This is a genomic window from Comamonadaceae bacterium M7527 (assembly GCA_021044545.1).
GTDB lineage: Bacteria > Pseudomonadota > Gammaproteobacteria > Burkholderiales > Burkholderiaceae_C > RS62.
On record CP087990.1, the window covers coordinates 1456621 to 1481725 of the forward strand.

Below are 25105 nucleotides of genomic sequence, written 5' to 3' on the forward strand. Positions count from 1 at the left end.
CATGACCACCTCATCACCAGAAGCGTCCAGTGCTGTATTTGAACAGCACGTGATAGATCCGGAAATTTGCATTCGCTGCAACACCTGTGAAGCCACCTGCCCCATAGGTGCCATTACCCACGACGACAACAACTACGTGGTGGACGCAGACAAATGCAATGCCTGCATGGCGTGTATTGCGCCCTGCCCGACTGGGTCTATTGACAACTGGCGCACCATGTTGCGCGACAAGGCCTACAGCCTTGACGAGCAACTGGGCTGGGAAGAGTTGCCAGAGCAGCAAGTGATTGAGGCCGCAGCCGCACAAGCCTGTGCCGCTGCAAACGGCTCTGGCGACACTGGCAATGCAAGCGCACCAGTGGTCCACACCGGCACCATGGCCATGAGTGCCACCGTGCCGCCGTGGTCAGCGGCTACGCCCTACACCCAACTGTTTGGCCCCAAGGCCGCTCAGCCTGTGGCCATGGCAAAGGTAGTAGGCAACCAACGCGTCACGGAAGCGGCAGCCCACGGCGCTGAAGACAACGACACGCACCACGTGGTACTGGACTTTGGTGACACGCCCATGCCGCTGCTAGAAGGCCAAAGCATAGGCATCATCGCCCCCGGCGCAGATGGCAAAGGCAGGCCCCACCAACCACGCCAATACTCCATTGCCAGCGCGCGCAATGGCGAGCGCCCCGGTTACAACAACGCCTCCATCACGGTGAAACGCGTATTGCAAGACCACAACGGCAACGCCGTGAGGGGCGTGGCATCCAACTATGTGTGCGACTTGCAAGTGGGTGATACCGTGCAAGTGGTCGGTCCATTTGGCGCCAGCTTTTTAATGCCCAACCACCCGGGCAGCCACATTGTGATGATTTGCACAGGCACAGGCAGCGCACCCATGCGCGCCATGACTGAGTGGCGCAGGCGCGAGGCCAAAACCGGCAAGTTCGCCGATTCGCAACTGCTGCTGTTTTTTGGCGCACGTTCAAAAACTGAACTACCCTACTTTGGTCCGCTGCAAAAGCTGCCCACCAGCCTCATCACCACGCACTTGGCACTATCACGCGAATCCAACCAACCCAAGCGCTACGTGCAAGACGCCATGCTTGAACAAGCTGCGGCTCTGCTACCGCTTCTGACAAACCCCAACGCCTACTTTTACGTCTGCGGTTTAAAGGCAATGGAGGCCGGTGTACTGCATGCGCTAGAGCATATCTGCACGCAAAACGGACTTGATTGGCCCAACATTTCTGCCGAGATGAAAGCCAAAGGGCGGCTGCATTTGGAAACGTACTAAGCGCCTGGTCCGTAGCGCAACACGCCTGGGTTGCCGCGCCCACGTGCAAGGCGGTACAACGCCGCCACACAGGCGCAGCTCAGCAGCATCTGCACCAGTTGCAGCACCAGCGGGCCGTTGCGCTGAATCGTCTCACCAATCAGCCACAAGGCAACTGGCCCAACTGCAAGCAGCATGGCTTGGCCTGCAAGCGATGTCTTTAGCTGATTGTCAGACGCCTTGGGCAACGCCGGTGCAGCATTGACGTATTGCAGCGACCACGCCAGCGCATGCAAAATCATGCCCCATATTCCATAAGCCGGTCCTGCAAGGCCTAGCAACAATGAACCGCTTGCAAGAATGCCCAGTGTCAACACCTGCAACGTTTGCGCCTGCATCTTGACGACCTTGCCCAGGTGCATCACCACAGCAGGCAGCAAAGCCATCAGCAACAAGTGCGCAATCACGCCGCTGCTGTCAGACCAGCCCAGCCCAACGCACCACGCACTGCTTTGCCACATGGTGCCCATCATCAAACCCATGGCCAATGACGCCAGGCCGTTATCTTGATGCGTTGGCTGTGCCACAGACGCGGTGCGCGACGTATTGCCAGCGATCACTGTGGCGCACACCAATACGGCCAACGCCACCAAGGCAGACGCCAAAAAACCGGGCGCCCACCACAAAGCACCTACCACCAGGGCCGCAAGAAGCGGTGAGGCTGTATGCTGCGGCGTGCTGCCACGCTGCTGCGCATGCTCAGACGCACCCGAGCAAACGCCCCAGCACATCGCAGCAATGAGCAACATGAAAAAGCTCAAACTGTCGGGTACAAATCTGCAGGCTGCCAAGACAATGGCGGCGGCAGTGCCGCTTGATCTGATGACAAGCACTTGCATGTGCGCATCAACACGCCGCTGCATGTGCCTTGCCGCCAAACGGCTGCCCCACCACAGCACCAAGGGCCAAACGCCGCTGGCATAAAGCCAGCCCTCTTTAATGCCTTGCTCACCCAGCCATACCCACGCCAACAGCATCAACACCCAGCGTGCTGTGTGCGCGCACAACCCCAAACCGTAGCGCGCTGGCAGCGAGGTGGATCTAACCAGCGCTATAGCCATGGACTTGATCCGAACCAGACGCCGAGTGAATGGTGGCGTTGAACGACACAATCACCCTGTCTTGATCACCCTCATATGGCATGGCTTGGTGTGGCAACCAAGACGGAAAGACCACCAGCTGCCCGGGCACTGGCTGCACGTCTACGTGTGCAGACTGCAAATAGGCGTTACCAAAATCCATAGCGGCACCGGCCAAGTGGTTAAAGTGCGGACCGTAAAAACGCGTCACGCCATTGCGAACGCCATTTACCGCATGGGCTTGTCTAGACTGCTGGGCGTCAACCTGCACGCAATACACACCAGACCAAGAACAATTACCATGCGTGTGTATGTCGTGGTGCGCACCTTTGTTGGACACTTGAAACCATATGCCTTGCAAAGCAATTTGCAAGCTGGGTGTGGCCTGCGGCCAATGTCCGTGGTTGGCCAGCACCACGGTTTGACGCAAGCCATCCACCAGAAAAGTTAGTAATTGCTGCCACTCACCCAGACGGATACGCTGTAACAAGTCATCTTTGCTGGCATAAAACGGGCTGTTGCCATCGGCTTGCGCATCGGTAGCACGCATGGCAGTAAACACCCTGAGCAACGTATCGTTGACGTTTTCAGCCTGCTCAAACTGATGCACACCAAGTGGCGTTTGCCACAACTGGTGCATAGGGTCTGGACTGAGCATGGTGTTTCCTGGTGAGGCTAGGTCTGCACTGGGGCAGTCGCTGGCCACTTGAGCTTATGACCGGTGCGCGCTTCAAGCGCGGCAATGTCGTCTGGTGTGTCTACATCAACACGGTAGCGTGCATTGCTGGTCACCCAGTGGTGTACCAATGCTGGGTGGGTGGCTTGCCACTGTTTGCATCCCACGTTGGCGTCGCCCGCCAAAATATCATCACGCACTTGGGCGCTGAACATCACTGGGTTACCCGGCAAACCATCAACACTTGGCTGCACCACACCAGCTTGTTCAGGGCGCTTTTTGTACGCAGCGATGAGCTCGGTAATGTCTTGCGCGTTAATCAGCGGCTGGTCTGCCAAGCCCACCAAAACGGCGTCCAGCTTTGGTGACAGCCTTTGCAAACCAATACGCAGCGAAGAGACTTGGCCGTCATCGGGGTTGGGGTTGTGCACCACTGATATCGGGAAACTTTGCACAACCGGCTCGATTTGGTCGGCGTAGTGGCCAAGCACCACCACCACCTCGTCTACGCCAGCACCAGACAAAGCAATCAACTGTCTGCGAATGAGAGGCACGCCGCCCAGCTCAAGCAAGCACTTGGGTTGGTGACCCATGCGACTGGCTGAACCTGCAGCCAACAATACAGCGCCTACTGTGACGCGGCTGTACAAACCGCCGCCGCCTTTTAGTATGCAACCCATGGCTTAACTCCCGCAGCACGATGGCTTGTCAGATGGTTTGTGGGCTTGCTCTTGTACTGGCTCTTGCACCAGCATTTGTACGGGCTCAGCCGCCTGGGGTTGGGCTGCCGCACCAGCATCAACAGCTGCTGCCTGCACCGCTGCCTTGCTTGCGGCACCACCACAGCAAGTCTTTGCTGGTGCGGCTGTCTGCGCGGCTGCCAGTGCTGATTCAGGCTGCGCCGCCTGCACTTGCTGACCCAATACCTGTGCCAGCGGCGTTGCCTGGCGTCTGGCTGCCACCACTGAGGCCAACACCGACAACGCAATTTCTTCCGGGGTTTGCGCGCCAATAGACTCACCCGCTGGCGCCACAATACGCGCGACTTGCTCAGGTGTTTGTCCCCTTGCCACCAACTGGCCTCGCAACACACCCGCCTTGCGGTGGCTGGCCACAAACCACAGCTGGGCCGGCTGCGTAGACAGCGCGGACTCCAGGCATGGCATGTCGCGTCTGCCCTGCGTGGCGACAACCACAAAGCTGTTGGCGCTCACTTGCGCGCGCACTGCTGCTGTGTCGTCACTGGCCACCACCGCGCTGGCCTCAGGAAAGTCATGGGCTTGCGCGTCCTGGGCAACCGCTACAACGCGAAGACCAAGCCTGGGCGCCAGGCTGACCAAACTGCGAGCAACAGGCGAGTCGCCCATCACCACCAACTCGGCTTGGGCAATGACTGGGTCAATAAACAATTCAAGCGTGCCGCCGGAATGGCAGGCCATACCAAACTCCAGCACATCGCCCAAGCTGCGCTCTTGTGACTCATCAGAAGGCGTGATGCGAATGGTGCGTGGCTGGCCATCCTGCAAAGCACTGCGTACGGTTTTGATAACAGCGGGCTGCGCACAGCCGCCACCAATCCAACCATGAATTTTTCCGTCAACCGTTACTACGGCTTTGTCGCCGGCTTTACCCGATGTAGGCGCTTGTGCGCGCAGCACTGTCACCAACGCAAACGACTCTCCATTGGTCTGTAGACGGTGTGCCTGGTGTAGCCATTCATTGCGGTTCATAACACGCCCCTTCAAATTAATCAGTGCAGCTTGGCCGCTGCGGCTTTCAAATCAGCCAAACTTGCCAGTGGCACAAAGCGTTCAATGCTGTGGCGCGCCTGCCGAATCGCAGCCGCCGCCGGCACATCACGTGTGGGGTGAAACCACGTCGTACGTGCACCACGCGCACTAAGTGCTTGCAGGGCTTTGGCCAAGTCGTCGGGCGCATCGGTGTCAAAACCGTCAGACATCACCCACACACGGGCGTTGCTGCCCAATTGTGCACGCGCATCACTGCGGCTAAAGCTTTGCAAGCTGGCTGCAATACGGGTACCCGCACCAAATCCAGCCGTCACTGCGTTTATTTTTTCTTGCACGGCGGGGCTGTCACGCAGCATCAAGGGCGTGACTTCAATCATGCGGGTGTGAAACACAAACACGCGCGCCTGTGCCTCCAGTGCAAACGCTCTTGCCACGCGTAAAAAAAGACTTGCATGCGCCTCCATGGACCGGCTGACATCCACCAGTATGAACACACGCGGCGGCTCTGTTTTACTGGTCTTCCAGCACGGCAATGTCAATTCATTACCCCACGCCACGCTGTTTCTGAGCGTTTGGCGCATGTCCAACCGTCGCCCGTTGGCGTGGCGCTCCCACCGGCGAGTGGGCTTGGGGCGCAACCTGCGTGTGATGTCCCGTGCCACCAGGCGCAAAGCCTGTAACTCTTGGGGCAGCCACATTTGGCCTTCACGCGAGTGCAAGGGGTCTGTGCTGCTGGCGCCACCCATGGCGCGCTGCGATTCGCCTTGGTTGTTGGCATCGCTATCGCTGCCTGGCTTCTCACCAGCCGTTTGCGGCGCAGTTTTTGTACCCGCTGGGTTCGTGGCGCTATCCATGTCGTTGTGCAGGCTTTGCACCTGCTGGCGCAAGTTGCGACTTTGCTTGGTCTGCCCACTGACCTTCACGCCACCACGCACCGCATCGGGGTGCCAAAAGCGCTGGTAAATGTCTGGCCATTGCTGCCACTCACGCTGCGTGTGGCAAGCCAAGGCACGCCACGCGGCCTGCAGCGGTTTCTCGTTGGTCACGCCAACGCGCAACAACATGTCCAGCATGGCCTTCTGCTCAGACACGCCTACATTCAACCCATGCTCACGCAACAGGCTGGCAAAACTGGCCAAGCGTTGCGCCGCAGCTACCGCCTGCATTGTGTTGGCAGGCGCTGCACCAGGGCTGAGGGCTGACGTCATACGTTACCCAATATCGCCTGCATGTGGTCTTGCTTTTTTTCAGCCACACCCACACTGCGTCGGCCTTCAACCAGCTGCGTAATGCGCTCTGGTCCTATAACAAATCGGTCTTCCTGGGTTTTGAGCAAACAGCCCAGGGTTGACAAGGTAGCACTCATGTCTTGCAGCACGCTGGTCTTCTTGAGCTGAAACAGCGCACGAATCCAGTCCAGCGTTTCGGCAATACCGGGAACTTTGCTCAAGTCTTCTTGGCGCAACCTTTGAACAAAAGCAACCGCCTCTTCTACCAAATGCGTATCGGCATGGGGTAACACGCTTTTCACAATGGCCATTTCGCGAGCCAGTGTTGGGTAATCCAGGTAGTGGTACAAACAGCGCCGGCGCAATGCATCAGACAACTCTCGCGTGCCGTTGCTGGTGAGTATCACTTGCGGCACATGCGTGGCGCGCAAGGTGCCAAGCTCTGGCACCGTGATTTGGTACTCGGACAACACCTCAAGCAAAAACGCTTCAAAGGCCTGATCTGCGCGGTCAATTTCATCAATCAACAGCACGCAAGGACCGGTCTGGCTAATGGCTTGCAACAACGGGCGCTCCAGCAAAAACTCGCGCTGAAACACGTCCGAGTCTTGCAGCTGGCGTTGACCATCCTGCAAGCGAATGGCCATGAGCTGACGCCCATAGTTCCACTCGTAAGCGGCCTGCGACATGTCCAGCCCCTCAAAACACTGCAAGCGCACCAGCTTGCCATCGTTGGCTTTGGCCAAGGCTTGCGCCAGCGCGGTTTTACCCACGCCGGCATCACCCTCTATCAGTAACGGGCGTTGCAACGCATCCGACAACCACACGGTGGTAGCCAGGTCGTCGTCAGCCAAATAGCCAACGCGACTGAGGCGCTCACGCAATCGGCGCGCATCAGTAATGTCTGAGGCGTCCCCGGTGGTTGACTGATGGCTGGTGTCTGTCATCAGCTGCGCTTGCCAAACAGGCCGCCAAACCAGCCTTTGATCAGCGTCCACACGATGGCCAAGCCATTGATCTCACCAGCCACCTTGGCTGGTTGCGCAGCAGGTACGGCGCGCGCAGATGCATCAGCCGGTGACGCATCGGCACTGGCGCCGGCCTGGGCTGTCGTTGCGCCAGCTGCTGGTGCATCGCCGCCAGGCAGTGTTTGCGCTTGTTGGCGAAAGTTCTCGACAAACTGCGCAAGCAGCATGTCTGAGACTTGCACCATCAAGCGACCACCAAACTGGGCAAACTTGCCATTCACGGTGACCACGGCCTGACCGTTCAACACGCAATGCGCTGGATTGGCGGGGTCGGCTTCAATGGTGGCAGTCAGGTTCATGGAGGCCGACGAGCCACCTTTGTCAGCACCTTTGCCGTTCATCACCATGCGACGTTGTTCAGCATCCAGCTCAACCACATCAACCGTGCCGCCAAACTGCGCCACGGCGGGCCCTACCTTGACCTTCACCGCGCCTTTGTAGGAAGTGTCAGACAACTGCTCGGTGATTTGTGCACCGGGCATGCAGCTGGCAACCGCCTTCAAGTCGTTGAGTAAGGCCCACGCCCGCGTGGCATCCACGTCTAATGGGTATTGTTTGTCTAGTTTGACTTCCATTGCTTTTTCTTCAGTTTGGTTACAGATTTACGCCATTGGCCTTGAGGGCCTTCCAAGTGCGCAACGCGTTGTGTGGCATGTCCAAATGGGTCACGCCCAAGTGTGAGAAGGCATCCACAATGGCCGACGTAAAGGTTGGGATTGAGCCCACGTGAGGTGACTCAGCCACGCCTTTGGCACCAATGGGGTGGTGTGGTGAAGGCGTTACCGTGTGGTCAGTCTCCCAATGTGGTGTCTCGACCATGGTGGGCAAGAAGTAGTCCATCAAGGTGTTGCCCAGCAAGTTGCCTTGCGCGTCGTAAGGCATTTGCTGGCCCATGGCTACTGCAAAGCCTTCAGTCAAGCCGCCGTGAATTTGGCCATCAATAATCATGGGGTTGATGCGCGTGCCACAGTCATCCAACGCGTAGAAGCGGCGGATTTTGGTCTCGCCAGTGCCGCGGTCAATATCAACAACCGCCAGGTAAATACCAAACGGGAACGTGAAGTTGGGCGGGTCGTAGTAATGCACGGCCTCCAAGCCTGGCTCCATGCCCTCTGGCGGCTGGTGGTAAGCCTGCCATGCCACGTCGGCCATGGTTTTGAACTTGCTGTCGTCGCCTTTGACTTTGAAGCGATCCACTTCCCAGTCCAAATCAGCCTCGTTGACTTCAAGCATATGCGCGGCAATCTTCTTGGCCTTTGCGTGAATTTTGCGTGCGGCCAATGCGATGGCTGCACCTGCTACCGGCGTAGAACGTGACCCATAGGTGCCCAAGCCGTAAGGCGCGGTTGAGGTGTCACCCTCTTCAACCTGAATGACTTCACTCTCAATGCCCAACTCAGTCGCAATAATCTGCGCATAAGTGGTTTGGTGGCCTTGACCCTGGGTGATAGTGCCCATGCGTGCAATGGCGCTACCTGTGGGGTGAATGCGAATTTCGCAACTGTCAAACATGCCCACACCCAGGATGTCGCAAATTTTTGATGGACCAGCACCCACCACCTCGGTAAAGGTGACCAAGCCAATACCCATCAGCGTTGGGCTGTTGGGGTCGGCTCGCTTGGCGGCTTGCTCAGCGCGCAAGCCTTTGTAGTCCACCGCATCCAGCACTTTCTCAAGGGCTGTTGGGTAGTCACCCGAGTCGTACTCAAAGCCAAATGCGCTGGTGTAGGGGAACTGCTCTTTTTGGATGAAGTTGCGTCGGCGAATTTCAGCCTTGTCTATGTTGAGCTTTTGCGCCAACACGTCCACCATGCGCTCAATCAGGTACACCGCCTCTGTCACCCGGAACGAGCAACGGTAGGCCACGCCACCTGGCGTTTTGTTGGTGTAAACACCTTTCACGCTGGCATGCGCTGCTGGAATGTCGTAGCTGCCAGACACAATGTGAAACATACCTGCAGGGAACTTGGTGGGGTCAGCACAAGCATCAAACGCGCCGTGGTCAGCCACCACATTCACGCGCAAACCTGTGATCTTGCCGTCTGCAGTTGCAGCCAACTCGCCATCCATGTGGTAGTCGCGGGCAAACGCTGTAGACGAAATGTTCTCCATGCGGTCTTCCACCCACTTCACGGGGCGACCCAACACAATAGACGCCACGATGGCGCATACGTAGCCTGGGTAAATGCCAACCTTGTTGCCAAAGCCGCCGCCAATGTCTGGACTGACAATGCGCACCTTTGACTCTGGAATGCCAGACAACATGGACACCACCGTGCGCACCACGTGCGGCGCCTGCGATGTGATGTAAGTGGTCAAGTCACCTTTGATGGGGTCAAAGGACGCCACACAACCACAGGTCTCAAGTGGACAAGGGTGTACGCGTGGGTAGTACATGTGCTGGGACACAGTGACTTCGGCATTGTCAAACGCAGCATCTGCTGCGGCCTTGTTACCCGCGTCCCATGTGAAGATGTGGTTGTGGTGCTCACGTGCACCATGCGCGCCTTCGGTCTTGCCGGCCAGGTCTTCGCGAATAACGGGCGCGCCAGGCTGCAGGGCTTCGTAGGGGTCCATCACCACGGGCAGTTCTTCGTACTCAACCTCTACCGCCTCAATCGCATCCGCTGCAATGTAACGGTCATCGGCAATCACAATGGCCACTTCCTGCATTTGGAAGTGCACTTTTTCGTCGGCCAACACGGCTGCCACATCGCCTGCCAGTGTGGGCATCCAGTGCAGCTTGAGTGGCTTGAGGTCTTCGGCGGTCAGCACAGCGTGCACGCCAGGCATGGCCAACGCCGCCTCTTTGTTGATTTTGACAATACGACCATGGGCAATAGGCGAGCGCACGATGTCCATGTGCAACATGCCTGGCATCTTCATGTCGTCAACGTAATTGCCCTTGCCTTGAATAAAACGAGCGTCTTCTTTGCGCAGGCGCGATGCGCCCATGCCTGCCAGTGCTATTTCACGGGCTTCGGCGTTTGGTACTGGTGCATTCATGAGTGTCTCCTAGATATGATTCGGGACTTAGGCCGTTACAGGCTCTTGCAATTTTTTGGCTGCGTACTGCACAGACTTGATGATGTTTTGGTAGCCCGTGCAGCGGCACAGGTTGCCACTCATGCCGTGGCGAATTTCATCTTCTGTGGGGTTGGAGTTTTCTTGCAAAAAGCGGTAGGCACGCATCAACATGCCAGGGGTGCAAAAGCCGCACTGCAAGCCGTGCTCTTTGTAAAACCCCTCTTGCACAGCGTGCAACACGCCCTTGTCTGCCAGGCCTTCAACGGTTAGCACCTCAGAGCCATCACATTGAACGGCGAGGTGGGTACAAGCCTTTACAGACTCGCCATCAACGTCCACGGTGCATGCGCCACAGTGGCTTGTTTCGCAGCCAATGTGTGCGCCAGTCAAGTTCAGGTCTTCGCGCAAAAAGTGCACCAGCAAGGTACGGGGCTCAACGGCGCGCTCTTCTTTTTTGCCATTGATGGTGACGGTAATGAGTTTCTTGGACATGTTCGATCTCCTGTTGGTTGTCGTGGGGGTTAGGCGCAACGAGCCCATGCTTTGCGCAAGGCTCTCTTGACCATCTCGCCAGCCATGGCGGTCTTGTACTCAATGTCACCACGCAAGTCTTCTGCCGGATCACAAATGGCAGTAGCCGCTGCAGCAGCTGCGGCAAGCGCCGCCTCATCAAACGGCTTGTTGAGCAACACTTGTTCTGCATCTGTGGCGTGCAAGGCGGTGGGGCCCACGTTGGTCAGTGCAATGCGGATGTGGGTGACTTTGTCACCCGTCTTTTGCATCACCACGGCACAACCAGCAGTTGCCCAGTCGCCGGTTTTGCGCTTGAGCTTTTCGTAGGCATAGCCCGTGCCTGCGGCCAAGGCTGGCACTCGAATCTCGGTCATGATCTCGCTTTCTTCGAGAAGCGTCATGTAGGTGCCCAGGAAGAAGTCGTCAGCCTTTACAGTTCGCTTGCCGTTAGGGCCTTGCAGCACAAACGTCGCATCCAGCGCCATAGACAACGCAGGGTGATCGTTGCCAGGGTCACCGTGGGCAATGTCGCCACCAATGGTGCCGCGGTTGCGCACTTGTGGGTCTGCAATGAGCTTGGCCGCCTCACACAGCAACGGCGCCTTGGCTTGCAGGATGTCTGACTTGATGAGCTCGTTCTCAACCGTCATGGCACCGATCACAATTTCATTGCCGTCTTCGCGAATACCGCGCAACTCGGGAATTTTGTTGATGTCAATCAGATGGGCTGGCTCGGCAAAGCGCAGCTTCATCATGGGCAACAGGCTGTGGCCGCCAGCCAGCAGCTTGGCATCAGAGCCCAACTGGCCCAGCAAAGTGATGGCCTCAGCCACACTGGCGGGTGCGTGGTAGTCGAAACGGGGTGGAATCATCGCAGTCTCCAAATAGTAGTTGTCCTAGACAAACTAACTATAGACAGACAGACGAAAGATGCAAGTACCGGGTTATTTGTCGTCAAACGCACGTAAAGCGACAAAATACGCACCAACCGCTGCTTTGGCTGCACGAAACGTCGCCACCAACTTTTCGTGCGGCGACCATAAGGGAAAGTCCTAGGTCACCAATGAGTCAGTGTTATCCCTAGGATTCGCGGCTACACGCCCAGTTTGTTGCGAAGCTGCACCACCGCATCGCGTGAAACAGGAATGATGGTGCGACCTTCATCACTCATTACCAACTGGGTTTTGCCACCCACACGGCTGAGCTCTTGTACTGCCGACACGTTGACGATAAAGCGGCGGTGCACGCGCATAAAGTAAGCCTCACTGAGGCGTGCTTCCAAGTCACCAATGCTCAAGTTGCAAAACTGCCAACCGTCGCTGGTCAGCAAGCGGGTGTAGTGCGCTTGTGACTCCAGGCACAACACAGCAGCGGTCTCGACAAAGGTGACTTTCTTGTCAACCACCACCGGAATGCGCGAGAGCTGCACGTTGCGCTTGAGATGCTCGTGTGACGAGTCGACTTTGAATGCTTCTTTCGAAGTAGTGTCTTTTGAGACTGCATCGTTGTGACTCACCACACTGGTCACGTCGTAAAAGACCAATACAAAACCAGTCAACGCGTTGTTGACGTCACTCATGCGCGATACCTTTATGAGCAAGACCTGCTCAGGTATGTTGATGATCATGGTCATGGGAGACGCGCTACCCATGGGGCAAGAAGCTGCCTCATCAAGCAAAAACTTCACTTTGGGCTGCGAGCGCGACGGATGAAAAGCAGTCACCAGCTTGTTGAACGGCTTCTTCTCATCAACCGGCAAGATTCGGCGTGCAAAGTCATTGAGGGCCACCACATTGCGCTGCGCGTCAAGGTGGATCACTCCTACCTCAAACTTCTCCAACAAATACAAGTCTTGCCTAGAGTCCATTGCACACTCCACGGCCTCACGCGTGGCCATTTGCACTTGCGTCGCGGTATGGCGCAGCAAGTTCACGCCAACATTATGGCGGTGTTGTTTACAAGCCGCCAGTCGCGTTGGCAGCCACCCATTCTTGGTATTTGGCTTTGGCTTGGTCGTTGGGTGGATACAAGCCAGGCAGTGCCACACCTTCGTCTACTTGCGTCATGATCCACGCCTCAAAACGCTCTTGCTCAACGCCAGCTTGCACCACCTCGTCCAACAAGGCCGCGGGAATGAGCACCGCACCATCCACATCCACCACGATCACGTCGTTGGGGAAGACCGCCACACCGCCACAAGCAATGGGCTCTTGCCAGTTGACAAACGTCAGACCCGCCACCGACGCAGGTGCTGCAGTGCCTTGGCACCACACCGGCAGCTCTGTGGCCAGCACGCCAGCCTTGTCGCGAATCACGCCATCTGTAACCAAAGCAGCTACGCCGCGCTTTTGCATGCGGGCACACAAAATGTCGCCAAAAATACCGGCATCGGTAACGCCCAACGCGTCCACCACAGCAATGCAACCGCTGGGCATGGCCTCAATGGCAGCACGCGTAGAAATGGGTGACCCCCAGGACGCAGGCGTAGCCAGGTCTTCACGCGCGGGCACAAAGCGCAGCGTAAACGCCCTGCCCACCATACGCGGCTGCCCCTCTTTTAACGGCATGGCACCGCGCACCCACACATTGCGCAAGCCTTTTTTGAGCAACACAGTGGTCAGGGTTGCAGTGGTCACGCCGCTTAAAGCGCTGACTATGTGTGGATCTAACGGTAGTGGTGCAACAGACATGGTGACTCCAGGGTTGGGTGGTCACACTTTATAGGCTGATTTGCCCCCGGTGTCAGTTGCTTAGCGGACAACTGCGCCAGCGCAATTGCAACAGCATTCAGTTGGTCAACCGCCCAAACCGCGTGGTTAGCACCGCGGCTGCAGTGGCCAAACCCAACACCAGACCAGCCCACAAGCCAGCAGGCCCTAAAGGGCCGAACACACCAAAGGTGATGCTAAAGCCCATGCCGACTACCCAGTAGCAAAACACGGTGATGATCATGGGGACCTTGGTGTCTTTGTAACCACGCAGCACGCCCATGGCGCCCACCTGTATGCCGTCTACCAACTGGAACACGGCGGCGTACGCCATAAACTGTGCAGCCAACGCCACCACTGCCGGGTTGGGCGTGTACACACCAGCCAACCATTCACGCGACAAGGCAATGGCAGTCGCAGACACCAGCATCACACCAGCGCACACCGCAATGCCCAAGCGGCCTCGGTAGCGCGCGCCAGCAGTATCGCCAGCGCCTATGGCTTGGCCCACACGCACAGTCAGCGCCATAGACACGCCTAGCGGCACCATAAAACAAATGGACGCAATGTTGATGGCGATTTGGTGGCCGGCCACCACGTCTACGCCAAAACGCCCCATCAACAACGCCGTGGCGGTGAACATGCCGGACTCCATGGCAATGCCAATAGAAATGGGCGCACCCAAGCGCACCATGCTCACAATGTGTGCCCAGTCTGGCCTGCCCAGCAGCTGGTTCAGCTGGTAAGGCGCAAAGCGTGGTGCGCGCAGTGCGTACACATGCAAAGCCAAGCAGCCAATGGTTTGCGCAATACCCGTCGATAAAGCCGCGCCTGATGCACCCATGGCAGGCATACCAAAATTGCCAAACATCAACACGTAATTGCCCACCACGTTCACGGGCAACATCAACAGCTGCGTCCACAGCATGGGCATGGTGTGGCCCATGGACTCGCTTAAAAAGCGCGGCACCATGTACAGGCAAGTAAATGGCAAACTCCACGCCACCCACATCAGGTAGTTGCGCGTTTCACCCACTATGTCTGCATTGATACCAATCCAGGGCATCAGCAAGGCCAAAGCGCCCAAGGTGCACATTTGCACCACCGATAACGCCACGGCCAGCCACATGCCTTGGCGCAACTCTTTGTTGACAAGCCCATGATTACCAGCCCCCAAGTGCTGCGAAATGATGGGCGTGAGCGCCAACATCAAACCCATGCCAGCGATCATGGCGAAAAACCACATGGCCGAACCCATGGCCACCGCCGACAACGCCAACGCACTCACCCGCCCCGCCATCATGGTGTCCGCCACACCCATGCCCATCTGCAGCAACTGAGCGGCAATAACGGGCAAAGCAATGCGGAAAATGGCACGCACTTCTGCGCGGGCTTTAGGTAGTGATGGCGTCAAGGTGCGTATTTGCGGGGATTTGTTCAAGCCCATGATTATCGGCTACGGTCAACCAACGGGCTTTACGGTACGGGCGAATCTTTCAATTCGTTTGCTGTCAAAGCCGTGTATTGACTGCTTTGATCTGCGGGGTGAATCAACGGTACAGGCTTGTTTGTCGGCAAGATCATGCCAAGTGACTTGGCGCAAGTGGCGTTTGGGCGGAGCGCGCCCTTGCCAGTAGCCCCCCTTTTTTTAGATGATGATGGACACCACTTAGACCCCTTAAAGTAGTTTTTTAGTATACACTTATGGCCGCTTGAGGCTATTGAACAGCCACATGCCCTGATGTCCTCTTAATCTGTGACAGCAATACTATGTATTTCGCCAACAGGCCTTTTCACATCTACACCCGTGCATGTACTGTGGAGTTGCCCCTTTACACCCGACAGTTTTTTTCCAATCAAGTACCTTGGCCATAGCTCCAGATTCTTTAATTTTTTCGAGACCCGGTTTCTGCCCCTCTGGTTGACAACCTGGGGCGCCTTTGATATCTTTAAGATATCTATTTGCAAAGGATCCACCCATGGCAGCTGCAACCGCTCAGATCGCCTTTCGCTACCGTGCGCGCGACAGCGCAACAGGCGTGACCCGAACAACAGCCAAGCGCCTGGCTGAGGTGCTGGGCGTTGACGAAACGCAGGTCATTCACATGGCCCTGCAGCAGTTAGCCACCAAATGTCTGCCGCAATACGAGGCTGATGAGGGCGCTCTAACCAAGGCCCAGCTCAGTCAGGTTAAAAAATCAGCGCCCAAAGCCAAAGGCGGCACGGTTCGCAGCAGTCTTTTTGAACTGGAAAGCACCTGATGCGGTGGTGGCCAGAACCTACAGCCGGCGACATCGTCTGGTGCCACTTTCCTGACAACATTCACCCCAAGGCCAAACCACGCCCGGGCCTCATTGTTTCGACCAAGGAAGACGACCAGGGCTTGATCTTCGTGAGCGTGGCATACGGCACAAGCCAAAAGACGGGCCGTTTGTACAGCGGAGAGTTTCGCATTGCCCAAAATGAACATCCGGCCGCCTATACCAGCGCCGGACTGAGCTACAACACCAAGTTCGATTTAAGAAACGTGCTTGAGCTTCCGTTCAACGACACCTATTTCTCGGTGCCTCCCCATGCGCCGCATGGCCAGATTCCAAAGCTGGGGACACTGCATCCGAGCATGGTCAGAATTGCCGCCACCGCTTTCGCAGCAGCAAGCCAATAGGCCCAACCATGGCCCCAGCCGCACAGGAACGCAAGCGGCAAACTTTTTTGAATCAGAGCGCCGCTACGTCCGCTGAGCCCTGCTCCCCGGTCATGCCGTTTGAAGCCTCAGTGCCTTGATGCCCGAAAGGGTCTTGCCAGCCTTCGCTGCGACCCGTGCTTGCCAGAGGTCATACGCCGCTTGCTGTGCCAGCCATACCTCAGCCGCCCCGCCATGCTCGCGACTCAGCCAACGCTCAATGCGCAGTGCCATTGAAGGGCTGATCGCGGCCCGCCCATTGACTACTTTGGACAAAGTCGTCCGGTCCACGCCCAACTGGGCAGCTGCTTCACCCACCTGCAAATCCAAGGCAGGCAAGATGTCGTCCCTCAAAGTGAGGCCGGGGTGTGGGGGATTGAACATCGAACTCATAAACACCTCAGTGGTAATCCTGATAGTCCAAAAAGCGAGTCGAGACTAATGCCAAGCGCCTCAGTGGGCTGTACCAAGGCTCAATCAAAATGAACATGGCCAACTATGCCTCGGCGCTTGCACATCGCTTGAATGTATATGTCGGCCTGGTTCGCTGGCTTTGCGCCCGCCCTGACCAACTCCCGATTTATTGACGACGATCGAACGAATACCTCGCTCTTCCATGTCTGATTTTGACTACTCTTAAAGTATACTAATTAAGCTATAAAAGGAATACAATCCACAAGCGAGTGGGTCTTTTTAGTACTAACTAACGCATTGAGGCCGCAAATAAACAACTTCCTTTGCACCTCATATCCGACCTCTTCGATGACGTTTAAACAGGCAGGGAAGCCGCTCAAGCCATCGAAGCGTTTGTCAAGTAAGTTGGGCCGTTACACGTGCCGTAAAGCAGCACTAAAACTTGCATCAGGCGTTACCAAGTCTCGACTTGACGACTTGGAAAGTCTAAAGCGCAAAGCGCTGAGCAAAACCAAACCCAGCCATGCGCTGCGCGACAAGCTGGACAAGCTCAAGGCCAGCAGCCGGGCGAAGTTAGAGCATACGCTTCAGGCGATCAAGAGCCAGCTCGGGCATCGCAAGACACGTTACCGGAGTTTGGTCAAAAAAGTGTGGTCGAACGCCCCACAACAGGCCCAAAGGGGCCTGGAGAGATGGCAAGGAATTTAACGTTGGCCTCACCATGAACACTCATGCATCAATTCACGCTTGGCGGATGTTATGAAAATATACCCAGATCACATAACGGATATGGAAAATGGACGAAATAGATAGGAAAATTATTAACTTTTTATCTGTAGATGCCCGGATGAGATCTACAGAAATAGCTGGCAAGGTCCACAGATCAAGAGTCGCGGTTCAAAATAGAATTGAGAGTTTAATTAAGGATGGTGAAATCTTGGGTTTTGGAATCGCTCTGCGAAGAAAGGCTGTACCGGCAATATTTGAAATTTGTCTAAAGCCCAAGTCGAAATGCGAAGATATTCTTCCTAAGTTTAGAGCAATGTTCAACATAAACAAAGCATGGTCTGTTACCGGAAATAAAGATTTATTCATCTGGACGGAAGTTGATGAAGCTCAAGATTTACAAGTCATGAGAACATATCTTTCTGAACAACAAGAGGTTTCTAGCGTATCAACGCATATCGTCATTAAGACGTACGAATAAAATATAAAACAATCTTGTTAGCCACTTATTCCACCTGGTAATAGATAATATTCGTAATGAACGCGTATTCTTTCCTTTGGCAAGTTGTGCTCTCTGATTCATGCAACGTAAAATTTGGCCTTGTTTTTCAATAAGCTGGAAACTTGCTATGCGAATTTGGGATAAGAATGAAATTCAAGATATGCCAATAAAATCATGGGAGAAAATGGCATATGAATATTTTGAAAAAATAGTGATTGATAAAGAGCGGAGATTTCCTTGCACTTTGGGAGTTGCGGGCCTTGCTTCCAATCAATTGCGATTTGGTTTTGTACCTGGTGATATCAGCTCGCCAGAAGTCAGTATAAATATTGCAGCAATGCTACAAAGCTTTATTCCATGTGCATATACATTTGGAAAGAACACCTCACTTGTGGTGTTTTTTAATGAAACAGCTGATTTGGGTGTAGAAAAGTATGAGAAGCTATTTTGGGATATCCTGAACTCAATATCTGCTCTTGATGCCCGTGCATGGCCTCGCAATATTCCAGTTAACCCAGATGATAGTTTATGGGAATTTTCATTTGCTGGAGAGCCAATTTTCGTTGTATGTAATACCCCATCACATAAAGCAAGAAAAAGTAGATATTCTAAAAACTTCATGATTACATTTCAACCTCGATGGGTTTTTGATGGCGTTATAAGAAGTAATGCACCAAACGCTGAAAAAATTAAAAAAGAAATCAGGGGAAGACTTTCTTTGCTCGATAGAATTCCAGCTTCTCCTGAACTAGGTACATATGGAAGCAATGATAACCGTGAGTGGAAGCAGTACTTTCTTCATGATACAAATGAACCTCAAACGCACGCCTGCCCATTTCATAAGAGAGTGAATAATTTACAACCAGAAGTAGTATCGACCAATATAAAAAGTCTGGAAGAAGCCGTCACTGGATTATTGCCACCAACTGGCTCAGTTGAAGTGCAATACGACACACAATTTAGAGTCCATGAACAGCATCATCATGCTGCAGATGAGACACTGCACATTATTCGTGGTGATATTACTTTTGAGTATGGAATAACTGCGGTTACTTGTAGCGCTGGTGACAGGTTGATTTTACCTGCTATGACTCCGCATAAATCAAAAGCAGGAAAGGATGGCTGCTTATACGTAATAGCTACCAGAATTGTTAAACCGGAATCCATTAATCAAGGAGATAGGCATGCATGATAATAAAATTGGCGTTGTTGTTGCAACGGCAATGTCCGTCACCATTGTTGTTGGCGCAGGCTTGTTGGCACTTCCTGGTTTAAGCTTTGGATTGGCTGGTAAATTCGGGTATTTACCTTGGATTCTGGTTGCCGTATTGATGGTGCCATTGCTATATATATTCTCATATTTTGGGGCTAATAATCCGAGCGCGGGTGGAGTTGTAGGCTATATAAGAGTAGCGTTGGGTCGAAAATTCGCGTCTATGGCAGAAGTGATTGTCTTCGGTACGTTTACTTTGGGCATTCCAGCTATTGCCTTAATTGGCTCTCAATATCTGAGGCAAACTGTGCCAGGTATTACAGTTTTGCAAGCTGGTCTTTTGGTGATTGGCTTGGCATATATCGCTGGGGTAGTGGGCTTGAAACTATCAGGAACCATTCAAACAGTAATTGCCGCTTTCATTGTAATTGGATTATCAGCCATTGCTGCATTTTTCCTTTTCAACGTACAATGGCCGACAGTTGTAATCCCATTGCATATTGAAATAAGTCAATACGAGGGAATTACGTCAGCGATTCCAATAATACTGTTCGCTTACACTGGGTGGGAGATGACGGCTTTTCTTGCTGAAGACATGAAAAATCCAAAGCGAGATATACCGACGTCAATATGGGCTAGCTTTGCCATTGTTGTTGCAATGTATGTTTTTATCGCATGGACAGTAGCAACTTTCGCTGAAGATAATGATGTCTGGAAACTTACGCCATTTATTGAATTGGCCAAATTTTCTTTTGGCCAATTTGGTGGCATCGTTGTAGGCGTTATTGCCGCGCTCTTGGTTATTGCCAATGTTATTGCGGCTTTTATTTCCGCATCTCGTGGAATTTATTCAGCTGGTCGTGATGGCTTTTTACCAAAGATTATTGGCAGACTAAATAAAAAAGGGCAGCCAATGATTGCAATGACGCTGACATGGCTTCTATTTTCCACAGTTACTTTTGCGGCACAAGAGTTAAGGTTTGGAGCCGAATCGTTGTTGCAATTAGCCGGGCAGAATTTCTTTGTGTTGTATTTGCTTTGCTCCATTGGTTTTGCAAAGATTCATTACGGAATGAATATCAAATTTTTGGTGAGTATTTGCGCAATAGTGAGTGTGCTAATGATGCTCACACTTTTCAGTCTTCCTGGCCTAATCTATTGCTCTGTCTTGGCAATTGCAGGCTTGTTTTTCTCTAAGAAAAATACAGCATGACCCTCAAGGGGAGGTCACGCGGGTGTGGGAAGACGACAAAAATGTATTTACCCAATGACTTCTTGCAGGTGTTACTGTTGAAGGGAAACACCTGTGAGTAGCCAGCCGGAAGATGACATCAAACTATGGACGGCCAAGCGCAAGACGGACTTGATCCTAGCTACCAGCCAAGGCAAAACCACCGTGACCGAGGCCAGCCTAGCCTATGACCTACGCCCTTCTGTGCTCGCTTGAGCCATTCCGGCAACGTCTCTGTTGTATAGCCTAACGAGCCACTTCCCGTGACTTAAAGTAAGTCAAGGCCAAACTGTTTCACGACATAAGAAAACGCCATAAAACAAACAACCGTGATCACAGCACACGCAGTCAGTGTCCACCAAAAACCAATACGGTCATGAAGGAATGGGAAGGCTAAGAACATTGGCAAGGTCGGCACCACATACCAGAAGGTGTACCAAGCGTGATTGGAAATCTTGTCGACTGGTTGCTTCTCAATATAAAGCCAGATCAAAGTCAAAAAAGTCACCAGCGGCAAAGCAGCAATCAGACCGCCCAGCTTGTCGCGCGCTTGGCTGCCTCAGACACGATCACGACGACAGCCGCTGTGAGCAAGTATTTTGTGATGATCCAAGCCATAGGTTCCCTATGTACAAATTGAAATTACTCCACCGTCACCGACTTGGCCAAGTTTCTAGGCTTGTCCACATCAGTGCCTTTTGCACAAGCCGTGTGATAGGCCAGCATTTGCAGTGGCACCACGTGCAGCAGGGGGCTTAGCACGCCGTAGTGTTCGGGCATGCGTATAACGTTTAGGCCGGGTGCGGCTTTGATGCGGCTGTCGCCGTCGGCCAGCACGTACAGCACGCCGCCTCGGGCGCGTACTTCTTGCATGTTGCTTTTGAGCTTTTCAAGCAGCGCGTCGTTGGGCGCGACAGTCACAACGGGCATCTCACTGGTTACCAGCGCCAGCGGGCCGTGCTTGAGCTCGCCTGCGGGGTAGGCCTCGGCGTGTATGTAGCTGATTTCTTTCAACTTAAGCGCGCCTTCTAAAGCAATGGGGTAGTGCAAGCCACGGCCTAAAAACAAGGCATTGTCCATGCGCGCAAAGTCTTGCGACCACGCAATAAGCTGCGGCTCCAGGGCCAGCACGTCTTGCAAGGCGGCGGGCAAGTGGCGCATGGCTTTGAGGTGCTCTGCCTCGTCGGCTTCGCTGAGTTTGCCTTTGCTTTGCGCCAACGCCAGCGTTAGCAAAAACAGGCCTGCCAACTGGGTGGTAAACGCTTTGGTAGACGCCACGCCAATTTCCACCCCTGCGCGGGTGATGTAAGCCAACTTGCATTCACGCACCATGGCAGACGTGGACACGTTGCAAATGGTCAGCGTGTGGTGCATACCCAAACTTTGCGCGTGGCGCAGCGCGGCCAAGGTGTCAGCGGTCTCACCGCTTTGGCTCAGTGTCACCACCAGGGTGTTGGGGTGTGGCACGCTGGTGCGGTAGCGGTATTCGCTGGCCACCTCTACTTGTGTGGGTATGCCGGCAATGCTTTCCAGCCAGTACTTGGCCGTGCAGCCGCTGTAGTAACTGGTGCCGCACGCCAATATCAAAATGCGGTCAATCTGTTTGAACACGGCATGGGCGTTATCACCAGGCGCGGGGGCCTGCACACCGTCAAACAACTCAGGCACTATGCCCACCAAACCCTCTAGCGTGTCTGCCAAAGCGCGTGGTTGCTCAAAAATTTCTTTTTGCATGTAGTGGCGGTAAGGCCCCAGCTCTGCCGCGCCACTGTGCGCCAATACGGTTTTGACTTCGCGTGTCACGCGTTGGCCTTGACCGTTCACAATCCAGTACTTGCCCAGTTGCAAGTCCACGCGGTCGCCCTCTTCCAGGTACACGATTTGGTCGGTCACGCCGGCCAAAGCCATGGCATCACTGGCCAAGAAAAACTCACCCGTGTTGTCGGCACTGCCAACACCCAACACCAGCGGTGAGCCAAAGCGTGCGCCCGCCACACGGTGCGGCTCGTCTTTGTGAAAGGCGGCAATGGCGTAGGCGCCTTGCAACTGCACCACTGTGGCTTGCAAGGCTTCAAACAAGTCGCCGTCGTACAGCGAGTCCATGAGGTGGGCAATCACCTCGGTGTCGGTTTGGCTGGTAAACACGTAGCCCTTGGCTTGCAAGGCTTCGCGCAACTCATCGTGGTTTTCAATAATGCCGTTGTGCACCAACGCAATGCGGCCTGCGCGCTGTGGCGCGTCAGCACCTGCATCAACACCAGGGCCGTGGCTAAAGTGCGGGTGGGCGTTGTGTACAGCCGGTGCGCCATGTGTGGCCCAGCGCGTGTGCGCAATGCCAGTGCCGCCGCTTAGCTGTGTGTCGTTAACCTGGCTTAGCAGGTCTGCCACCCGCGCGGTGCTGCGGCTGCGCTGCAAGCCGTTTGCGTGCACAGCCACGCCACAAGAGTCATAGCCCCGGTACTCCAGGCGCTGCAGCCCCTGCACCAGCACAGGAACGATATTGCGGCTAGAAACCGCACCAACAATGCCACACATACGCCAACTCCCGGGGTAAACAACACCCCATTTAATGATGAATGCCGGCTAGTTTAGAAGTGGTGGCAAAAAATAAGCATTCAAATATGGTTTATTTATGACTGTAAATTTCATAGTTGTGATTAAATGGTTTTTTATTTCGTTATTTAAGCAAATGTGAAGCAATGAACAAGGCCAACACCATCACCTGGGACAACACAGACCTTCAACTACTGGCCCAACTGCAAGCGGACGCCAGCCTCACCAACGCCGCGCTGGCCGCCAAGCTGGGGCTGTCACCCGCTACAGCATTGCGTCGCGTCAAGCGCCTACGAGACGCTGGCGTCATTGAGCGCCAAGCCGCCATACTCAACGCCGACGCAGTGGCGCTGATGGTGGGCGCGGGCTTGCACGCCATTGTTGAAATCAGCCTAGACCACCAAGGCGCCGAACACCTGGACGCCTTTGAAGCCCACGTCTGCGCCCACCCCGGCGTGCAGCAATGCTGGCGCACCAGCCCAGGGCCAGACTTTTGTTTGGTGGTGCAGGCCACCGACATGCCCGCCTACCTGGCGATGGCACAAACGCTTTTTACAGCGCATGCCAATGTGCGCAACGTGAAGGCGTTTTTCAGCGTGAAGCGCGCTAAGTTTTCAACGCAAGTGGCACTTGGTGGTCCGGTGTAAACCACCAACGGGTCAGGCTGCTCCACCCAGCTTGATTTGGTGGCCATGGCGGCACTCCAGTTGTATGACAGCGTGCGTAGGCGGCTAGCCCGTTTTCTCAAGTCAGTCGCGAACTGCAAAAGCCAAGAACGTGTACTTTCATAGCGGTTTTCTTCGAACACAAATTGTTCTAATGCCGCAATAATGCCCAAAACCTAAACTTTTAAGCATTTGCTAGGGAAATTACTAGGTTTATAAGAGCATAAAAGTATTGACGTGCATATGTCGCATATCAAACTGCACTTTGGCGTAAACGCACACTTAACCCAACGACCGACCTGTCGTTATTGACATCAGTGTGAAACCCTCAAACTCCCAGGAGACCAACGTGAAACTACGTATTGCCTCAGCCCTAACAGCCGCCTTGATGACAGCTGGTTTGGCACAAGCCGCTACCGAATTGGTCGTGGCCACCGTTAACAACGGCCATATGATCGAAATGCAAAAGCTCAGCAGCAATTTCGAGAAGGCCAACCCAGACATCAAACTCAAGTGGGTCACACTTGAAGAAGGCGTATTGCGCCAACGTGTCACCACAGACATCGCCACCAAAGGCGGCCAGTTTGACGTGATGACCATAGGCATGTACGAAACCCCAATTTGGGGCAAAAAAGGTTGGCTGCAAGAGCTCAAGACCGACGCAGCTTACGACGTTAACGACTTGTTGCCAGCCATGCGCGGCGGCTTGTCTGTAGACGGCAAGTTGTTTGCCGCACCGTTTTACGGCGAAAGCTCAATGTTGATGTACCGCAAGGACTTGGCTGACAAAGCTGGCGTGTCTGTGCCAGACCGTCCAACATGGGTTGAGATCCGTGACTTGGCCTCAAAAATGCACGACCCAGCAAATGGCGTGTATGGCATTTGCTTGCGTGGCAAGCCAGGCTGGGGCGACAACATGGCCCTGATCTCAACCATGGTCAACACCTTTGGTGGCCAGTGGTTTGACATGGACTGGAAGCCGCAGCTAGAAAGCAAGCCATGGAAAGACGCTGTTACGTTCTACGTAGACATGCTCACCAAGTACGGCCCTCCAGGCTCAGCCGCCAACAGCTTCAACGAAATCTTGGCTCTGACCAATTCCGGCAAGTGTGGCATGTGGGTTGACGCAACTATTGCAGCCTCATTTGTAAGCGACCCCAAGCAATCGGAAGTTGCCGACCAAATGGCGTTTGCACAAGCTCCAACAGCCGTAACACCCAAGGGTGCCAACTGGTTGTGGGCGTGGGCGCTGGCTGTGCCATCAGGCTCTAAAAAGGTTGATGCCGCTCAGAAGTTCGTCACATGGGCGACCTCTAAAGAGTACATCGAGCTGGTTGCCAAGACCAACGGTTGGGGTGCTGTACCAACAGGTACACGCAAGAGCACATATGCAAATCCAAAATTTGTAAAAGCTGCTCGCTTCGCACCTGCTGAGAAGATGGCTATCGACTCTGCCAACCCAAGCGACTCAACACTGCCAAAGAGCCCATACGTTGGCGTGCAGTTTGCTGCCATCCCTGAGTTCCAAGCAATCGGCACCACAGTGGGTCAGCAAATGAGCGCAGCATTGGCAGGCAAGAGCTCCATTGATGCCGCACTGAAAGCCAGCCAAGTGGCTGCTGAGCGTCAGATGAAGAAGGCCGGCTACTACAAGTAAGCCGTTATGACCGGGGTCTGCCCTTGTGGGCAGGCCCCGCTTTCTTTGTTATTTGCTATAGCTCTGCACCATTTCGCCACCCCTAACGTTTACGTCTTTTATACATAACGCGCTGGCCCTTCG

At 54.5% G+C, this 25105-nt stretch carries 24 protein-coding genes and 2 pseudogenes; 10 read left to right on the forward strand and 16 right to left on the reverse strand.

The window, feature by feature from the left end:
- Position 1 precedes the first annotated feature (1 nt).
- Positions 2–1288 carry a benzoyl-CoA 2,3-epoxidase subunit BoxA gene (gene boxA / locus LN050_07120; GenBank protein ID UFS55600.1) on the forward strand — a complete coding sequence of 429 codons (1287 nt, stop codon included), beginning with the start codon at positions 2–4 and terminating at the stop codon, positions 1286–1288.
- On the opposite strand, the gene LN050_07125 is transcribed toward boxA, so the two are convergent.
- The 13 genes from LN050_07125 to LN050_07185 all read right to left on the reverse strand — a co-directional run bounded on the left by LN050_07125 (position 1285) and on the right by LN050_07185 (position 14785).
- On the reverse strand, positions 1285–2388 hold the full coding sequence (locus tag LN050_07125) for a hypothetical protein (GenBank protein UFS55601.1): 1104 nt from the start codon (positions 2386–2388) through the stop codon (positions 1285–1287). The two genes, boxA and LN050_07125, sit on opposite strands and share 4 nt — an antisense overlap.
- Positions 2369–3064 (reverse strand): 2OG-Fe(II) oxygenase family protein, encoded by a 696-nt coding sequence (locus LN050_07130; GenBank protein UFS55602.1) that lies wholly within the window; start codon positions 3062–3064, stop codon positions 2369–2371. Before LN050_07130 ends, LN050_07125 begins: the two co-directional genes overlap by 20 nt.
- 17 nt (positions 3065–3081) lie before the next feature.
- The gene (locus LN050_07135; GenBank protein ID UFS55603.1) at positions 3082–3762 is read right to left on the reverse strand and encodes a nucleotidyltransferase family protein; all 681 of its coding nucleotides are present in this window, start codon (positions 3760–3762) and stop codon (positions 3082–3084) included.
- A 3-nt stretch (positions 3763–3765) separates the two neighbouring features.
- Positions 3766–4812, reverse strand: a complete 1047-nt coding sequence (locus LN050_07140; GenBank protein ID UFS55604.1) for an XdhC family protein — start codon at positions 4810–4812, stop codon at positions 3766–3768.
- 20 nt (positions 4813–4832) lie between these two features.
- Positions 4833–6041 (reverse strand): VWA domain-containing protein, encoded by a 1209-nt coding sequence (locus LN050_07145; GenBank protein ID UFS55605.1) that lies wholly within the window; start codon positions 6039–6041, stop codon positions 4833–4835.
- Complete coding sequence (locus tag LN050_07150) at positions 6038–7009, reverse strand: MoxR family ATPase (GenBank protein UFS55606.1); 972 nt, start codon at positions 7007–7009, stop codon at positions 6038–6040. The genes LN050_07145 and LN050_07150 overlap by 4 nt, the downstream gene beginning before the upstream one ends.
- Complete coding sequence (locus LN050_07155; protein UFS55607.1) at positions 7009–7665, reverse strand: SRPBCC family protein; 657 nt, start codon at positions 7663–7665, stop codon at positions 7009–7011. The genes LN050_07150 and LN050_07155 overlap by 1 nt, the downstream gene beginning before the upstream one ends.
- A gap of 19 nt (positions 7666–7684) precedes the next feature.
- A complete protein-coding gene (locus LN050_07160) occupies positions 7685–10096 on the reverse strand; it encodes a carbon-monoxide dehydrogenase large subunit (GenBank protein UFS55608.1) in 2412 nt (803 codons plus the stop codon).
- 27 nt (positions 10097–10123) lie between these two features.
- The gene (locus LN050_07165) at positions 10124–10609 is read right to left on the reverse strand and encodes a (2Fe-2S)-binding protein (GenBank protein ID UFS55609.1); all 486 of its coding nucleotides are present in this window, start codon (positions 10607–10609) and stop codon (positions 10124–10126) included.
- A 29-nt stretch (positions 10610–10638) separates the two neighbouring features.
- The gene (locus LN050_07170) at positions 10639–11502 is read right to left on the reverse strand and encodes a xanthine dehydrogenase family protein subunit M (GenBank protein ID UFS55610.1); all 864 of its coding nucleotides are present in this window, start codon (positions 11500–11502) and stop codon (positions 10639–10641) included.
- 221 nt (positions 11503–11723) lie between these two features.
- Positions 11724–12563: a LytTR family transcriptional regulator gene (locus tag LN050_07175; protein ID UFS55611.1), complete on the reverse strand. Its 840-nt coding sequence runs from the start codon at positions 12561–12563 to the stop codon at positions 11724–11726.
- A 22-nt stretch (positions 12564–12585) separates the two neighbouring features.
- Positions 12586–13320: a ribonuclease activity regulator RraA gene (locus LN050_07180; GenBank protein ID UFS55612.1), complete on the reverse strand. Its 735-nt coding sequence runs from the start codon at positions 13318–13320 to the stop codon at positions 12586–12588.
- A 97-nt stretch (positions 13321–13417) separates the two neighbouring features.
- Positions 13418–14785 carry an MATE family efflux transporter gene (locus LN050_07185; GenBank protein ID UFS55613.1) on the reverse strand — a complete coding sequence of 456 codons (1368 nt, stop codon included), beginning with the start codon at positions 14783–14785 and terminating at the stop codon, positions 13418–13420.
- A gap of 532 nt (positions 14786–15317) precedes the next feature.
- Between LN050_07185 and LN050_07190 the strand changes: the two genes are divergently transcribed.
- Together LN050_07190 and LN050_07195 are read left to right on the forward strand one after the other, a co-directional pair.
- The gene (locus LN050_07190) at positions 15318–15599 is read left to right on the forward strand and encodes a hypothetical protein (GenBank protein UFS55614.1); all 282 of its coding nucleotides are present in this window, start codon (positions 15318–15320) and stop codon (positions 15597–15599) included.
- Positions 15599–16003, forward strand: a complete 405-nt coding sequence (locus LN050_07195; protein ID UFS55615.1) for a type II toxin-antitoxin system PemK/MazF family toxin — start codon at positions 15599–15601, stop codon at positions 16001–16003. The genes LN050_07190 and LN050_07195 overlap by 1 nt, the downstream gene beginning before the upstream one ends.
- Before the next feature lie 90 nt (positions 16004–16093).
- On the opposite strand, the gene LN050_07200 is transcribed toward LN050_07195, so the two are convergent.
- Positions 16094–16414 (reverse strand): HigA family addiction module antitoxin, encoded by a 321-nt coding sequence (locus LN050_07200; GenBank protein UFS55616.1) that lies wholly within the window; start codon positions 16412–16414, stop codon positions 16094–16096.
- 369 nt (positions 16415–16783) lie between these two features.
- Between LN050_07200 and LN050_07205 the strand changes: the two genes are divergently transcribed.
- From LN050_07205 to LN050_07225, 5 genes and pseudogenes are all read left to right on the forward strand, one after another.
- Complete coding sequence (locus LN050_07205; protein ID UFS57416.1) at positions 16784–17143, forward strand: hypothetical protein; 360 nt, start codon at positions 16784–16786, stop codon at positions 17141–17143.
- Between the two features lie 88 nt (positions 17144–17231).
- Positions 17232–17642: an AsnC family transcriptional regulator gene (locus LN050_07210; protein ID UFS55617.1), complete on the forward strand. Its 411-nt coding sequence runs from the start codon at positions 17232–17234 to the stop codon at positions 17640–17642.
- A 100-nt stretch (positions 17643–17742) separates the two neighbouring features.
- Positions 17743–18855: a YqcI/YcgG family protein gene (locus tag LN050_07215; GenBank protein UFS55618.1), complete on the forward strand. Its 1113-nt coding sequence runs from the start codon at positions 17743–17745 to the stop codon at positions 18853–18855.
- Positions 18848–20089, forward strand: a complete 1242-nt coding sequence (locus tag LN050_07220; GenBank protein ID UFS55619.1) for an amino acid permease — start codon at positions 18848–18850, stop codon at positions 20087–20089. Before LN050_07215 ends, LN050_07220 begins: the two co-directional genes overlap by 8 nt.
- 93 nt (positions 20090–20182) lie before the next feature.
- A pseudogene (locus tag LN050_07225) lies at positions 20183–20311 on the forward strand (transposase).
- Positions 20312–20375: 64 nt separating this feature from the next.
- Here LN050_07225 and LN050_07230 read toward each other — a convergent pair.
- Positions 20376–20725, reverse strand: a pseudogene (locus LN050_07230) (DUF3147 family protein).
- 24 nt (positions 20726–20749) lie between these two features.
- Positions 20750–22642 carry a glutamine--fructose-6-phosphate transaminase (isomerizing) gene (gene glmS / locus LN050_07235; GenBank protein UFS55620.1) on the reverse strand — a complete coding sequence of 631 codons (1893 nt, stop codon included), beginning with the start codon at positions 22640–22642 and terminating at the stop codon, positions 20750–20752.
- 164 nt (positions 22643–22806) lie between these two features.
- Here glmS and LN050_07240 point away from each other — a divergent pair, with 164 nt between their 5' ends.
- Both LN050_07240 and LN050_07245 read left to right on the forward strand, forming a co-directional pair.
- Positions 22807–23307, forward strand: a complete 501-nt coding sequence (locus LN050_07240) for an Lrp/AsnC family transcriptional regulator (GenBank protein ID UFS55621.1) — start codon at positions 22807–22809, stop codon at positions 23305–23307.
- 406 nt (positions 23308–23713) lie between these two features.
- Entirely contained in the window at positions 23714–24982 is a 1269-nt protein-coding gene (locus LN050_07245) for a sugar ABC transporter substrate-binding protein (protein UFS57356.1), read from the forward strand.
- Positions 24983–25105 lie beyond the last annotated feature (123 nt).